We start from the raw sequence: 15,257 nt of genomic DNA, 5'->3' as shown, positions 1-15,257 counted from the left end.
GAGAACAGCCATGACCATCATGCAGGACAAAATCACAAGCCTTCTGGAAATAAACCGCAGTTTAACCCAGTCTCTTGACCTGGAGGAGATTCTAAAGAGGCTGGTGCAAGCTGCCTTTGATTTAGTAGACCATGCTGACACGACCATTCTTTACACGTTAAAGGAAGATGGATTATTGCATTTTTCCAGCGGGGTTGGGGTGGAGACAGGCTTTATGAGCCAGGTGAAGTTTGAGTCTGGTGAATCCTTGACGGGACAGGTATTTCTGACTAAAAAGGGCGTCATTGCATCAGGACCTGAGTTCAGGGAGCATATGAGCCGTATGTCTGAGACAAATTATGTTCATTTTTTTAATGGAGTCTACCGGCGTGAAGTAAAGAGCGGTATCGTTGTCCCATTGGTTTATAAGGAGAATTGCATCGGTGTGCTTGTGGTGGATAACTTCGACAAGGATGTACAGTTTACTGAAGCTGACTTTCAAGTGCTGGAGGTGGTGGCAGACCAGGCGGCTATTGCCATCATGAACTCGAAGCTTTACGAAGAAGTAAGGCGGAAAAATGAGGAACTGAGCCAATCCCTTGATATCCACCGAAAATTTACGAAGATTCTGCTGGAGGGAAGGGGGACTTCGTATATCCTGGATACCATCAGTCACATTTTGGGCTCCCCTGTCATCTTTGCAGAGTCACCAATAAATCCATCCAGTTCTTTTCCGATTATAAACTCCAACGAGCTTTTCGGATATTTCCTTCTTGATGGGCCGGTTGAACGTTTGACGAATATCCAGAAGGCTGCTCTTGAGCATGCTTCAACGGCTTTGTCACTGGAGTTTGTCAGGCAGAATACGCTTTTTGAAAAGGAAATGCACCTAAGGGAAGAGGCCTTTCATGATTTGATCAATGGCGGACGCCTGAATGCAAGGATTCTGGAAAAGTTCCGCATGAATGAGAAAAGCAGCATCGCTTGTATGATGGTGGACTGCAAGTCTGGTTTTTATGGGATGCAGCCTCCATCCTTCAAAAGAAAAACTCATCCGCTCGATTGAGCAGATCATCATGAAATACTGTGAAACCTCAATCGTTTTTACGAAATCAAACCAAATCATTGCACTTCTAGTGAATGGTCGAAAACGGTATGACCAGTCTCTAGCTGATGATATTCAGAGAAAAGTGAGCAGAGCTGTCATTGGTTTGGGCAGAGAGGTTGCTTTAACAGATATGACAGATACTTATCAGGAAGCTGTCGAGGCTTTATCATTTGCCAAAAACCATCAGCACAAAACCTGCATCACTTATTCTGAGCTTGGTGCTGAAAGACTGTGGCTCAACACCGACCGCAGCTTGCTGAATAAATTTGTCTCCGATAAAATAGGCTCTCTTTTAAAAATGGAGCCTGAATACTTAAAAACGATGCAAGCCTTTCTGGCAAATAATCAAAGCCATAAACAAACAGCAGAAGAGATGCATATTCATCCCAATACCCTTGCCTACCGGCTTAAAAAAATCGAGAGTGAACTGCAGCTGGATTTTTCCCGGAAAGAAGATTGGATTACAGTGGTCCTGGCATTCCAGGTCTTTGATTTTTTAAACCCATAATTGGTGCTAGTCACAAAGAAAAGAAGGATTATTTGGCTGTTGGCACATGTACATCGAATATTCAAAATATTATAATAACCTAAACTTGTTATGATAAGGAGAGATTGGATGAGTACAGAGGTTAATAGCCAGAAAACAGTGGCCGTCAATGCCGGTGCAGAAACTTTTTACAATTATATTGGCGGGGAATGGGTACCTTCAGTGACAGGGGAAACGTATCCGAGTGTGAACCCAGCCAATACAGATGAGGTACTGGGTTACTTTCAGAAATCGAATGAGATTGATGTGCAAAAAGCAATCGAGAGTGCAAAGAGGGCTTTTCCCGAATGGAAAAATACATCTCCAATCAGCCGGGGGGACATCCTTTTTAAACTGATTTTTCTCATCCAGCAGGAAAAAGAGGAATTAGCAGAAATCATTACGAAGGAAGTCGGCAAAACGATCGGGGCAGCCCGAAAGGAAGTGGATGCAACGGTTCAGGCTCTGAAGCATTTCAGCGGCGAGGCGAATCGGATTTCAGGTGAAACCGTGCCTGCGATTGATCCGAAAACCTTTGCCTGCACGATACAGGAGCCGCTGGGAGTGGTGGCTGTTGTTACGCCATTTAATTTTCCGCTCGGAATCGCCATTTATAAAATTGCACCTTCCATGCTGGCTGGAAATACGATCATCTATAAGGCTGCAAGCGATACGTCTCTAATCGCAGTGAAGGTAGTCGAGCTGTTTGGAAAGGCTGGAATGCCAGCGGGCGTGCTGAATATGATCACGGGCCCGGGTTCTGTCGTGGGAGAAGAGCTTGGAACCAATCCGGAAATTAAGGCAGTCTCGTTTACAGGCTCCTCCGATGTCGGCATCCATCTTGGCAAGCTTGTGACAGCCCATGGCGGAAAAATGCAGGCTGAAATGGGCGGGAAGAATGCGACAATTATTCTGGAGGATGCCAATCTGGAAGAGGCTGTCCAGAGCGTGGTCATCAGCGGGTTTTATAATAACGGCCAAAGCTGTACGGGAACCAGCCGCGTGATTGTGCCCCGGTCCATTTCACGAAAGGTCATTGAGCTGCTGGTTGAAAAAGCAAAGCAAGTAAAGGTTGGCGATGGGGTTCGGGAAGGAAATGACAACGGTGCGGTTGCGAATAAGCATCAAATGAATACGTATCTCCATTATGTGAATAGCGCCATCGAAGAAGGAGCGGTGCTCGAATATGGCGGAAAGCAGCTGACAGATGGCGATATGGCGAAGGGCTATTTCGTCGCTCCGACTGTTTTCAGTAAGGTTACGAAGGATTTTACAATCGCCCAGGAAGAGATTTTCGGGCCGGTTGTGGCTGTGATGGAAGTGGATTCTTACGAAGAGGCGATTGAGCTTGCAAATGATACGGAATTTGGCTTGTCATCCGCCATTTTTACAAATGACCTTCAGAAGGCATTCGATTTTGTCCGGAAAATTGAAACAGGGGTCACGCATGTGAATATCCCATCCAACCATTATGAAAACCAGCTCCCGTTTGGCGGCAAAAAAACATCCAGCATTGGGCCGCGTGAACAGGGCAGCACCGCATTGGATTTCTGGCTTGATACAAAAACAGTTTATATAAAACCTTGAGGAGGGAGAGGATGAAAAACATAGGAGTAATTGGCTGCGGGGCCATGGGAAAGGGTATTGTGAAAAATTTAATCAAAAACGGGTATAAGGTGTTTGCTTATGATCCAAGTCAGGATGCACTGGCGAAATGCGAGACGCTGGGGGCCATTCCCCAGCCTTCTCCATTCGAGGCAGCAAGACAGGCGGATCTAGTAATTTCTTCATTGCCTGGACCAAGTATTGTGAGAGATGTTATGATGGGTGGAAGCGGAGTCTTTCCTGCTTTAAAGCCTCACAGTTTCGTGCTGGATATGAGCACCATTGACCCAAAAACAGCCCAGGAGTTGAATCAGGCTGCAAAGGAGCAAGGCATCCATTTTTATGACTGTCCGTTAAGCGGGGGACCTAAGGGTGCTGATGCCGGTACGCTGACCATAATGGTTGGGGGAGACGATAGATATTTGCCGGACATTCGCCCGGTCCTGGAGAGCGTAGGAAAGGATATCTTTCTGCTCGGCCCTTCAGGATCAGGCCAGGTGGCAAAGCTGTGCCATAATATGCTGGTTGCATTAACGACTGCAGGCCTGGGGGAGGTCCTTGCAGTGGGCGAGAAAGCAGGTGTCAGCCGGTCTCAGCTGGCGGAAGTCATTCAAAGCGGGTCTGCGCATAATCGCGTGCTGACCGTATTCGGTGAAAATATCCTTCAGGATACATACGAGAATGTGCTGTTCAGCCTGGAGCACATGAATAAGGATATTCACTTATACAAAGACACAGCTGAATTTTATAGCGAAGATTCTCCTTTGGGCCAGCTGGTGTGCGATATCTATGAAAAGGCGATGGAGCAAGGGAAGGGCAAGCTTGATTCTTCCGCCGTGTGCGGATCTATCTAGTAATCTTTTAATCCAGGGGGAGAACATGAAAAACGAAAAGACAGAAATTTTAAAAGATTGGCGCTTGCATGCCGTTGTGCTGGTTCTGGTTGCGGCCACCGAAGCGATTGGACAGATCAGCTTTAAAGTAGGCGCAGGGGTTATTCTGCTGCTGCCTATGCTTTATGCTTTTTTCCTGGGGCTGGGTCTTTATTTCACTCCGCTTATTAAGGAAAAACAGGCTAAAAATGCAGAGCCCCTCATCGTGCTTGGGGTTACTCTTTTAATTGCGAAAATTGGCGTAACAATTGGGCCGCAAATCGAGGCAATCATTGCGGCAGGGCCATCATTATTGCTGCAGGAACTTGGTAACTTGGGAACGATCTTATTTGCACTGCCAGTGGCCATTTTTCTTGGCTTTAAAAGAGAAGCCATTGGCATGACCCACTCGATTGGCCGGGAGCCGAACGTCGGGCTGATTATGAATAAATACGGATTTGATTCGCCAGAAGGCAGAGGAGTAATGGCAATTTATATTTTCGGTACTGTGTTTGGTGCTGCCTTCCTGGGATTGATTTCCGGATTTCTGGCCACCATTACCCCGCTCCATCCGCTGTCTTTCGCGATGGCATCAGGGGTGGGAAGCGGCAGCATGATGGCTGCTGCCAGTGGATCGCTTGTCGCTGCCTTCCCTGAAATGGAGGCGCAGATTGTTGCCTTCGCAGGCGCCAGTAACCTGCTTTCACTTTCTACAGGGCTGTATGCAAGTATTTTCATTGGATTGCCTCTTACTGAAAAGCTGTACAGCATCATGATGAAGCGTAAAGAGAAAAAGGCTGCGGAAAAAGGGGGAGATATCCATGCTTAAAAACATAACAGAGTGGTTCCTGATTTTAGGCATATTCGGTCTTTCGGCGCTGATAGGCAACTGGGTAGGCTACGATATCCTGCCGTCTGCAGCCATTCCAGGCATGCTTGTATTAATTGTCATCAGTGTGCTCGGGCTGATTCTTGAAAAAGTGCTGCCAGGCAATATCCCGAGCGTCGGATATATCGGGATTATCGGAATCATCGTTTCCATTCCAGGAGTACCAGGATCTGAATATGTTGTCGAATGGACAACCCAGGTCAATATTTTGGCTCTTGCTACCCCAATTCTGGCTTATGCAGGCATCTCAATCGGAAAGAACTGGGCTGATTTTTCCAAGCTGGGCTGGAGAAGCATTATTGTTGCAGTCTTCGTGTTTTTCGGAACCTTCATCGGATCTGCAGTTATTGCTGAGATTATTTTACGTATGCAGGGAATTATTTAATGAATTGCGGCCTGGCAGGCGGATATCTGCCGGGCTTTTTGCTCTGCATCTGTCATTTTTTAGCACTGCCTCAAAATATATCGGTCAAAAATGCCATTTTATCGGCCGGTTTTCCGATATATCGGTTACTTCGCGTTCCATCAACAATCTATTAATCTCACAGAGAAAAAACAAATAAGAAAGAGTGAATAGCATGAACCTTTATGGACAGTTAATAAAAGATTATGACCAGGAACTAACCCACTCAGGTGTAAACGGTGAAAGATTGGCCTCAAGACTTGATGAGCTTTCAAGGATAGGCCTCTTGGATAGCGGCGGGGTGACACGCCCAGGCTATTCTGCCGAAGAGAAAGAAGCAAAAGAGCTAGTAATCAAGTGGATGAAAAACGCTGGTCTTACTGTGACGGCAGATGGAGCAGGAAATGTATTCGGCAGATTGGAAGGAAACACGGAAGGACCTTCAATCGCTTCGGGTTCCCATGTTGACAGTGTTCCAAATGGAGGGCACTTTGATGGGCCATTGGGTGTTCTTTCGGCTTTGGAGGTCGTAGAGTCATGGAAAGAAACAGGATACATACCAGAGAAGCCGTATGAGGTTGTGATTTTCTCAGATGAAGAGGGTTCGAGATTCAAGAGCAGCTTAACAGGCAGTCGGGCATTTATGGGTCAACTGAAGCCGGAAGAAATGGATAGCCTGCGGGATGAGAATGGCAAATCGTTTCGCGACGTATTGAACGAATATGGAAGCAGTGCGGAAGCGTGCTTAAAGGCAGGAGAAAACAGACGTGAAATCGAAACCTTTGTGGAAGTCCATATTGAGCAAGGGAAGGTGCTGGAAAGAGAGAATCAGCCAGTTGGAGTGGTAAAAGGCATTGCAGGGCCAGCCTCGCTGGAGGTTACCTTTACAGGAGAAGCTGGACATGCAGGAAATACGCCGATGGCTGGACGAAAAGATCCGCTGGTGGCTGCCTCATTGTTTGTAGCTGCCATTGAGAAATTTCCAAAGCAGGTCAGTGATACAGCTGTTGCCACTGTCGGCAAGCTGAACGTGCATCCAAATGGTTTCAATGTCATTGCCCAGAAAGTAATACTAACCGTTGATATCAGGGATATTTTTGAAGAAACCCGGGATCAGCTGCTTGATCAAATTAAGGCCAAAGCGGTGAAAATAGCAGAGGAACGAAGTATTGATGTGCAAATGAAGCTGAATGCCAAAATCAAACCTCTGCCAATTAATGAAAGTCTGCAGGCAGGTATAGCAGAATCCCTGACTAAGTTCAATATTAATCCTGTTTACATTCCGAGCGGAGCCGGCCATGACACGATGATCGTCGGCACGGAAATGCCAGCCGCCATGCTGTTCGTCCGCAGCAGGGATGGCATCAGTCACAATCCGCGGGAATGGACATCATTAAATGACTGTGTACATGGTGTACATGTTTTGAAAGATTTTGTTGAAGGGCTTATGAAAAAATAGTAAAAAGGAGAAATCCCCATGATTATCCGCCATATAAAACCAGCAGACGCCGAGGCGCTGGCCGGCCTGATCACACAAGCAGAAAACGAATCAGACTACATGCTTTTCGAGCCAGGTGAAAGGAAGACCTCAGCCGAGGCACAAGGAAAAAGAATTGAAGCCATTCAAAAAGAAGATCATTCGACCATCATCGTCGCGGAAAAAGATAGCCGATTGATCGGCTTTGTAATGGCAATTGGCGGTGCGGCAAGGAGAAATAAGCACTCAGCCTATCTCGTTGCCGGTATCCTCAGCGAACACAGAGGCCAGGGCATCGGCACCAAGCTGTTTGAAGAGCTTGACCGCTGGGCGCGTAAACACGATATCCACAGGCTGGAACTTACAGTTGTTATCCGTAATCAGGCAGGAGTCGCCCTTTACAAAAAGGCGGGATTCCAGATTGAAGGCACTAAGAAACATTCGCTTTTGATAAACGGTGAATTTGTCGATGAATACTATATGGGTAAGCTGTTATAAAAGAAAGGCCATTTTCTGAACACAGAAAATGGGCCTTTCTTTTTTTGTACTTCTGCCAGGTAAAATATCCTATTTTAACATTTAAAAACCCTGAAATATCAAGGGAAGGGCCCATAAAATTTCACGGAATAAAACAAAAAATCAGAATTTTAATTGAATTCTAATCCTGTAATCTTGTATACTTGTAATACAAGTTTGAAAAAGCGCTTACATTTCTAATGGAAAGGGAGGATTTTATGATTCAAAAAAAGTGGAAGATTATCATATCGGTTCTGACACTTGTTTTCATTGCCATTGTTGGCGTGCGGACAGCGGCCGAGAACAAGGATAAAAAGTTCGTATCCGTTGCCACCGCTTCAACAGGAGGTACATATTATCCGATTGGGGTTGGAATGGCTAATATTTGGAGCAGCCATTTAAAAGGAGAGAAAATCCAGGCGAGCGGCCAGTCTTCAGCCGGCTCCATTGAAAATATTGAACTGCTTCGTGAAGGGGAAGCACAGCTCGCCATTCTTCAGGGGTTAATTTCGTCCCAGGCCTATGCCGGTGATGGCTCCTTTGAAGGTAAGCGCTATGAGGATTTGCGCACGATCTCCATGCTCTGGCCAAATGTGGAGCATTTTGTGCTGATGAACAGCAAGATCGAAAGCGGAACTATCGACGATATAAAAGGAACGCAATTTTCTGTAGGGCCGCAGGCAAGCGGTACGGAGCAATCTACAGTCGTGATGATGGAAGGCCTTGCGCTCACGAAAAAGGATATTTCTCCTGAGTATCTTGGCTACAGTGACACGGTTTCCGCGATGCGCGACGGGAGATTGGATGGAGGTTCCCTTCCGGCAGGTATTCCGATTTCCGCTGTAACAGATATGTATGCAAGTAATGTGAAAGCATCGATTTTGGAAGTAACTGACGAGCAGCTGGATGCCATTAATGCAGTATCTGACAGCTGGTACCGCTATGTGATTCCTGGAGGAACATATCCGCGTATTGACGAAGATATCAACACCATTGCCCAGCCGAACCTTTTATCCACAACAAAAGAAATGGACGAAGAAACAATCTATGTTTTAACCAAAACGCTCTATGAAAATCTGGATGAAATGTATGAGGTACATAGCTCTGCCAAGGAAATGACACTGGAAACCGCCCTTGATGGAGTATCTGTTCCATTGCATGCCGGAGCTTACAGATATTTTAAAGAAGCAGGTCTTGATATACCTGAAAATCTAATTCCGCCGGAAGCGAAATAAAGGAGGGAAATCGATGACAAAATCAACAACCGAACCCATTGTACAGCCAGCCGATCTGGATAAAGAAGCAGGCGGCGGCATGCGGCTGCTGGAGGGTCCATACAAAAAAGCGGCTGCCATCATTGCTGTTCTGTTTTCTGTTTTTGCTATTTATTCGAATGGATTATCCAATATTCAAGAGATTTATAGAAACCTGATTTTCCTGGGCATCCTGCTGGTTATGACTTTTTCTATTATCCGGCCGGAAAATCTTCCAATCAAAAAAGGTTTACAGCCCCTGATTACGTATTTGCGGCGCTTGCCATTGCAGGTCTTGGCTACCTGCTCCTGAATTACACAACGATTCATGTGGACCGGGGCTCCCAGCCGATTATGATTGATTATATCTTTGGAGCCATAACGATCATCGTCCTCCTGGAAGCTTCAAGACGGGCAGTTGGGATCTTTATCCCGATCCTGTGTGGAGGCGCTATTGTATACGCCCTGTTTGGCACCTACTTCCCATGGATTTTCGGGCATGCCGGCTTTTCACTGGAACGCCTGCTGTACCGTCTTTATATGACGACGGAGGGCGTGCTGGGGTTAACACTATCGACGGCCTCCACGTTCATCGTCATGTTCGTCCTGTTTGGTGCCTTCCTGTCTGTCAGCGGTGCCACCCAGCTTTTCAATGATCTCGCCCTTTCCATTGCAGGCAGAAAGCGTGGAGGCCCTGCCCAAGTGGCGGTCATCTCCAGTGCACTGACAGGATCATTGAGCGGAAGTGCAGTGGCCAACGTCGCGACAACAGGAGCTTTTACGATTCCATTGATGAAATCCATTGGTCTTAAGCCTAAGTTTGCCGGTGCCGTAGAAGCGGCTGCTTCAACAGGCGGAATGATCATGCCGCCGATTATGGGCGCTGCCGCATTCATTATGGCCGGTTTCCTTGGAATCTCTTATACAACGGTCATCCTGGCAGCGATCATTCCAAGCTTTCTCTACTATATCGCACTGATTTTTGCCATTGATATTGAAGCGAAAAAGCAAGGCCTGAAAGGCATCAGTAAAGAAAATATCCCGGATGTCGTCCAAATCCTGAAGGAACGCGGTGTCCTGCTTATTCCAATCATCGTTGTCATCACAACACTATTAATGGGAAAGACAGCTCTATTTGCCGGATTTGCCGGAATCGGTGCAGTCATTGTGGCGAGCTGGCTGGCAAAGGATAAATCTTCAAGAATCACGATCTCTAAAACAATTGAAGCTTTCATTGAAGGCGGAAGAGGGACGATTCAAGTCGGGATTGCCTGCGCCGCCATCGGAATCATCATCTGCGTTGTCACCATGACAGGAATTGGATCTACATTAGCTTATAATATTGTTGAATTAACGGGTGGTCAGCTTTGGCTGATTTTAATCGTCGTCATGCTCACCTGCATCGTTTTAAGTATGGGGCTCCCATCCACAGCTCTTTATATCGTCGTTGCGGTTACGGCAGCTCCTGCACTTGTGGAGGCTGGCGTTAATCCAATCGCTGCCCATTTCTTTGTGTTCTGGTTTGGTGCATTGTCCAACATTACGCCGCCTGTGGCTCTGGCATCATATACCGCAGCGGGACTGGCCGGCGCCAATGCGATGCAGACATCATGGGAGGCGCTTAGAATTTCACTTCCGGGCTTTATCATCCCGTTCATGATTGCCTATAACCCTATTATTCTGCTTCAGGCAGCAGAGGGAGAAACGGTATCCATATTATCAGTCGCATTAGTGGTCATCACAAGCACACTGGGCATTTACGCCCTAGCAAGTTCGCTTGGAAATTACCTGAATGCTAAGCTGACGATACTTGAAAGATTCCTAATGTTTGCAGGGGCATTAATGCTGATTAAACCAGGCATGATCACAGATATTGCCGGACTTGGGCTTTGTGTGTTTGCGATTCTCTTCCACATCATCAGAGTAAAGAAAAGCAGTTCAGTCGAAATCACCATATAAGGAGCTAACATCCATGAAAATCGAACGAAAAAAATCTCGGCCCAGGTGCTGGATCAGCTGAAGGAAATGATAAAAGACGGCAAGTTCTCGCCAAATGAGCCGATGCCATCCGAGAATGAGCTGGCCAAACTGTTTGGCGTCAGCCGTGCGCCTGTTCGAGAAGCATTGAGCGTATTATCTGCCAGCGGGATTATTGAATCCAGGCAAGGCGGCCGCAGCTTCGTCAAAGAAGTTAATATGGCAGACATGCTTGGTTCGTTAGCGATTGAATATATCCCCGTGGAACAGATTTTTGAGCTATTGGAAATGCGGAGGATTATGGAGACACAGGCAGCAGCTATTGCTGCCTTGCGTCGTGATGAGGCCGATCTGGAAAAAATGAAACTGGCGCTCGATCAATTTGAGATTACGCTGACGAATCCTGAAGCGGTAGGCGATCTGGCAGACGTTAATTTTCATAAACACCTGATCGAAGCAACGAAAAATCGTTTCATGATACAGGTAATGGAAAATATCGATGATCTGTACCGAAAAGCAATTGCCTTTTCCCTTAAGAAGAATGTGGGTCTTCCGGCAAAGCGCGAACAGGTTTTTCAGGAGCATATGAGCATTTTTACAGCTATTAAAGAACAGGATGAAGAAAGAGCGGCAAAGGCGATGCGAGTGCATCTTGAGAATGTTACAAAGAAATTGAAGGTGAACGAAGGGGAAGGAAAGAAGGTGCCATTGTGATCACCGAACAAATTGTTGAGCGGCTGAAAAGCATCATGGGATCAGAAAATCGCGTTTTGCTTGAAAAAGCAGACCTGGTTTCTTATTCATACGATGGCTCATTTGGAGCCTATATTCCGGAGATCATCCTGCAGCCAGTTTCGACTGAGGAAGTGGCAGGCATAGTAAAGCTCGCCAATGACATGAAAATACCAGTCTATCCAAGAGGCAGGGGAACGAGTCTAAGTGGAGGCCCGCTCCCTGTCCATGGCGGGATGGTCCTTGATTTTTCCAGGTGGACACAGAAGCTGATCATTGATCCGGAGGATACCGTTGCGATTGTATCTCCCGGAGTCATCACAGCTGATATTGACCGTGAAGCGCAGCGGAATGGGCTGATGTATCCGCCAGACCCAAGCAGTTCCCATGTTTCTACAATTGGAGGGAACCTTGCTGAGAATGCCGGCGGGCCGCGCGGTTTAAAGTACGGAGTTACGAAGGATTATGTATTGGGCCTCGAGATCGTCACGCCAGAAGGGGACGTTATCCGAACAGGCGGGCGGACGGTCAAAAACGTCACAGGCTATGACCTGACGAAGCTGATCGTTGGGTCGGAGGGGACGCTGGGCATCATCACAGAGGCCACCCTTCAGCTGATTCCAAGGCCGCAGGCCACCCAGACGATGATGGTCATATTTGATGACATTATTGATGCCGGAAAAGCGATCTCGGCTGTGCTCACTTCCGGCATCCTGCCTTCCAAAATGGAAATCATGGATCAGGCTTCCATCAGGGCGGTGGAAGAGTTTCAGCCGATCGGTCTTCCAATAGATGTGGATGCCATTATCCTGATTGAGCTTGATGGCCATCCAATTGCCATAAGGGATGAAAGCGAACAGGTGAAGCAGGTGTGCCTGGACGTCGGGGCAAGGGAAGCCATCATTGCTAGGGATGAGGAATCTGCCGAGAACCTGTGGAAAGCGAGAAAGCTCGTTTCCCCTGCGATTGTCAGGAAAAAGCCAACGAAAATTTCCGAGGATGCTACCATTCCAAGAAGCAAGATTCCTGAAATGTTCAGAAGGCTTCAGGAAATCAAAGCAAAATATGAAATTGACTTAGTCGTATTCGGCCATGCGGGTGATGGAAATCTGCATCCGAATATCATTGCAGATAAGCAGGATAAAGAAGAGATGAAGCGTGTGGAAAAAGCAGTAGAGGAGATTTTTACAGCAGCGATTGAATTGGGTGGAACCCTCTCAGGCGAGCATGGAATCGGGACCATGAAGGCGCCGTTTATGGAGATGGAGCTTGGGGAAGCGGGACTGGACATGATGAAACGAATGAAAAAAGCGTGGGATCCGAACAACATTATGAATCCGGGCAAGATTTTTCCCGAGACAAAAGGACAAAAGCTGGTGTTAGTCCATGACTAGCCAGCTTGCCTATAAAGAAACGTTCGACTGTGTCCAATGCGGCTATTGTCTTCCAGCATGTCCCACATACGCCAGCATGGGGAAAGAAAGTCATTCTCCACGGGGCCGGATCAATCTTGTGCAAATGGCGGCGGAAGGAAAAATAACCATCGATGAAATGACAGAATCGATGGAGCTCTGCCTTGGCTGCCGCGCCTGTGAGACGGCATGCCCAACGAATGTGCAATATGGAAAAATTCTCGAATCATTTAAGGAAGTAAAGGCTGCCGAAGCACCAGCTCCATTCATGGAGAACTTGGCTCTGCAGAAGGCATTGCCGAATAAAAAATTGCTGTCAGCCATGAGAGCTTCACTTCGGGCCTATCAAAAAACGGGTATGGACACCTTGGCCCGCAAAAGCAAGGTGCTAGGCATTCTTCCCGAACAGCTTCGTGCTTTTGAAGAAATAGCACCTCCTGTGGAAATGCCAAATAAACAGCTGAGAACAGGCAGCCATAGCCTTCGGCGTGAGCCGAAAGCCCGCGTCGCTTTTTTTACAGGGTGCATTATGGATGTGTTTTTTGCCAAGATCAATGACCTCAGCATCAAGCTGCTGAGGCATGCTGGCTGTGAAGTCACTGTGATCAAGGAACAGACCTGCTGCGGCGCGCTGCAGAACCATAGCGGAGATACGGGAACATCCAGGAAACTGGCGAAGGAAAATATTGCGGCTTTTGAAAAAGGGAACTTTGATTATGTGGTTAATGCGATTGGCGGCTGCGGTGCGATGCTCGTTGAATATGATCACCTTCTCGCAAATGATCCGGAATGGACAGAGCGTGCCAAGGTGTTCGCACAAAAGAATAAGGATGTAAGTGTAATACTGAACAAACTCGGAATCAGTTTCAGCCGGGAACTCTCAGGTGCTGTGACCTATCAGCCATCCTGCCATCTGTTAAATGTGCAGAAGGTGGCGGACGATCCCGTTCAGCTCCTCGAAAGCATACCAGGCATTACATATGTTCCGCTTCCGAAAGGGGATATGTGCTGCGGATCGGCGGGGATTTATAATATTGTCCACTACGAAGAATCCATGGAAATCCTTGATGCCAAAATGGAACATGTCCAAAAGATCTCGCCGGACATCATCGTCACGTCCAACCCTGGATGCCATTTGCAGATGGGCCTCGGGGTTAAACGCGAAGGGCTTGAAGACAAGGTCCGTGTTGTCCATATTATTGAATTACTGGCAGAAGCCTGCGGGATTGATCATAAATAAGAGAAAGGGTGGAGGATCATGTATGATTACATCATTATTGGCGGGGGCATTGTTGGCTTGTCAACAGGAATGGAGCTGCTGAGCCGGTTTCCTTCAGCAAAAGTGGCCATCCTGGAAAAGGAAAGCCATATAGCGGCCCACCAGACGGGCCATAACAGCGGCGTCATCCATTCCGGAATATACTATAAACCCGGAAGCTATAAAGCCAGGCTTGCCAAAAAAGGCAGTGAATCCATGACGGAATTTTGCCGGGAGCATGGTCTTGAAGTGGATATCTGCGGAAAAGTCATTGTCGCGAGCGAAGATTTCGAGCTCCCGCTATTGGACGATCTATATCAGCGCGGTTTAGACAATGGTCTTGGCATCCGGATGATTGACCATGGCGAGCTCCATGAAATCGAGCCGCACGTGAATGGAAAAAGGCAATTCATGTGCCAATGGCTGGCATTGTCAACTATAAGCAGGTTTCGGAAAAAATGGCTGAGATCATCACAGCAAAAGGCGGGGACATCCTGCTGAATCATAAAGTACTAGCCATTGACGAAACGGCTCAGGAAGTAATCGTCCAGACCAGCATGGGAGAGGTAAGGGGAGCATACTATGTAAACTGCGGCGGCCTGCAGTCAGACAGGATCGCCAAGCTTGCCGGATTGAAAACGGATGTCAAAATAGTGCCATTCAGGGGCGAGTATTTCATGCTCAAACCGGAGAAAAGCAGCCTCGTCAAAAATCTGATCTATCCTGTGCCAAATCCCAACTTCCCGTTCCTTGGGGTCCATTTTACCCGCATGATTAACGGAGCCATTGATGTTGGCCCAAATGCCGTTCTAAGCTTTAAGCGGGAGGGCTATAAAAAGACGGATCTCAATGTGGCAGACCTTATGGAAGTTGTGGCTTATAAAGGATTCTGGAAGCTGGCAAAGAAATATATGAAAGAGGGAGTGGAAGAAATGATCCGCTCAGCATCCAAGGAGCTCTTCATGAAAAATGTCCAGAAGCTCATGCCGGACATCCAGAAGGATGACATTGTTCCCGGGCCGGCCGGTGTCAGAGCGCAAGCCTTGAAGGATGATGGCTCATTAGTCGATGACTTTTTCATTGTGCCGAGCAAACGCTCCATTCATGTTCTAAATGCACCATCTCCGGCCGCTACGGCATCCATTGAAATTGGAAAAGAAATCGTCAGGAAGATGGACGGAATGTTTAAGATGGAATCAGCTGTTTAAGTAATTGGAGAATAATTCAAAATCCCCTGAACCATAATATGG

Annotated in this window: 13 protein-coding genes and 2 pseudogenes; all 15 read left to right on the top strand. The window is 47.2% G+C overall.

Annotated elements, in window-relative coordinates; all coding sequences use genetic code 11:
* The first annotated feature begins 10 nt into the window (after positions 1-10).
* The 15 genes and pseudogenes from M5V91_RS17190 (at position 11) to lhgD (ending at position 15,215) form a co-directional block, all read left to right on the top strand.
* Entirely contained in the window at positions 11-1,045 is a 1,035-nt protein-coding gene (locus M5V91_RS17190; RefSeq protein WP_284521367.1) for a GAF domain-containing protein, read from the top strand.
* Positions 1,046-1,055: 10 nt separating this feature from the next.
* Complete coding sequence (locus tag M5V91_RS17185) at positions 1,056-1,595, top strand: PucR family transcriptional regulator (protein WP_284521366.1); 540 nt, start codon at positions 1,056-1,058, stop codon at positions 1,593-1,595.
* Between the two features lie 108 nt (positions 1,596-1,703).
* Positions 1,704-3,200 (top strand): aldehyde dehydrogenase family protein, encoded by a 1,497-nt coding sequence (locus M5V91_RS17180; RefSeq protein WP_251174024.1) that lies wholly within the window; start codon positions 1,704-1,706, stop codon positions 3,198-3,200.
* A gap of 11 nt (positions 3,201-3,211) precedes the next feature.
* Positions 3,212-4,072 carry an NAD(P)-dependent oxidoreductase gene (locus M5V91_RS17175; RefSeq protein WP_009335082.1) on the top strand — a complete coding sequence of 287 codons (861 nt, stop codon included), beginning with the start codon at positions 3,212-3,214 and terminating at the stop codon, positions 4,070-4,072.
* Positions 4,073-4,097: 25 nt separating this feature from the next.
* Positions 4,098-4,919, top strand: a complete 822-nt coding sequence (locus M5V91_RS17170; protein ID WP_009335081.1) for a DUF3100 domain-containing protein — start codon at positions 4,098-4,100, stop codon at positions 4,917-4,919.
* Positions 4,912-5,364 carry a hypothetical protein gene (locus M5V91_RS17165; RefSeq protein ID WP_009335080.1) on the top strand — a complete coding sequence of 151 codons (453 nt, stop codon included), beginning with the start codon at positions 4,912-4,914 and terminating at the stop codon, positions 5,362-5,364. Before M5V91_RS17170 ends, M5V91_RS17165 begins: the two co-directional genes overlap by 8 nt.
* Before the next feature lie 193 nt (positions 5,365-5,557).
* The gene (locus M5V91_RS17160) at positions 5,558-6,841 is read left to right on the top strand and encodes a M20 family metallo-hydrolase (protein WP_251267252.1); all 1,284 of its coding nucleotides are present in this window, start codon (positions 5,558-5,560) and stop codon (positions 6,839-6,841) included.
* Positions 6,842-6,859: 18 nt separating this feature from the next.
* Entirely contained in the window at positions 6,860-7,357 is a 498-nt protein-coding gene (locus M5V91_RS17155; RefSeq protein WP_009335078.1) for a GNAT family N-acetyltransferase, read from the top strand.
* A gap of 236 nt (positions 7,358-7,593) precedes the next feature.
* Positions 7,594-8,610, top strand: coding sequence for a TAXI family TRAP transporter solute-binding subunit (locus tag M5V91_RS17150; protein WP_009335077.1), 1,017 nt, complete (start codon positions 7,594-7,596; stop codon positions 8,608-8,610).
* Positions 8,611-8,623: 13 nt separating this feature from the next.
* On the top strand, positions 8,624-8,941 hold the full coding sequence (locus M5V91_RS17145; protein ID WP_284521365.1) for a hypothetical protein: 318 nt from the start codon (positions 8,624-8,626) through the stop codon (positions 8,939-8,941).
* Positions 8,896-10,587 (top strand): annotated as a pseudogene (locus M5V91_RS17140) (TRAP transporter permease); the annotation flags it as partial. The gene M5V91_RS17145 and the pseudogene M5V91_RS17140, both read left to right, overlap by 46 nt.
* 66 nt (positions 10,588-10,653) lie before the next feature.
* Positions 10,654-11,319 carry a FadR/GntR family transcriptional regulator gene (locus M5V91_RS17135; protein WP_284521364.1) on the top strand — a complete coding sequence of 222 codons (666 nt, stop codon included), beginning with the start codon at positions 10,654-10,656 and terminating at the stop codon, positions 11,317-11,319.
* Positions 11,316-12,731, top strand: a complete 1,416-nt coding sequence (locus M5V91_RS17130) for an FAD-binding oxidoreductase (protein ID WP_217025815.1) — start codon at positions 11,316-11,318, stop codon at positions 12,729-12,731. The genes M5V91_RS17135 and M5V91_RS17130 overlap by 4 nt, the downstream gene beginning before the upstream one ends.
* Positions 12,724-13,989 (top strand): (Fe-S)-binding protein, encoded by a 1,266-nt coding sequence (locus M5V91_RS17125; protein WP_019382646.1) that lies wholly within the window; start codon positions 12,724-12,726, stop codon positions 13,987-13,989. The genes M5V91_RS17130 and M5V91_RS17125 overlap by 8 nt, the downstream gene beginning before the upstream one ends.
* An 18-nt stretch (positions 13,990-14,007) precedes the next feature.
* A pseudogene (lhgD, locus tag M5V91_RS17120) lies at positions 14,008-15,215 on the top strand (L-2-hydroxyglutarate dehydrogenase).
* Positions 15,216-15,257 lie beyond the last annotated feature (42 nt).

This window comes from Cytobacillus pseudoceanisediminis, assembly GCF_023516215.1.
In the GTDB taxonomy this organism is placed as follows: Bacteria; Bacillota; Bacilli; order Bacillales; family Cytobacillaceae; genus Cytobacillus; species Cytobacillus pseudoceanisediminis.
Note: the sequence above shows the minus strand (reverse complement) of the source record. Positions and strands in the feature narration are given on the sequence as shown.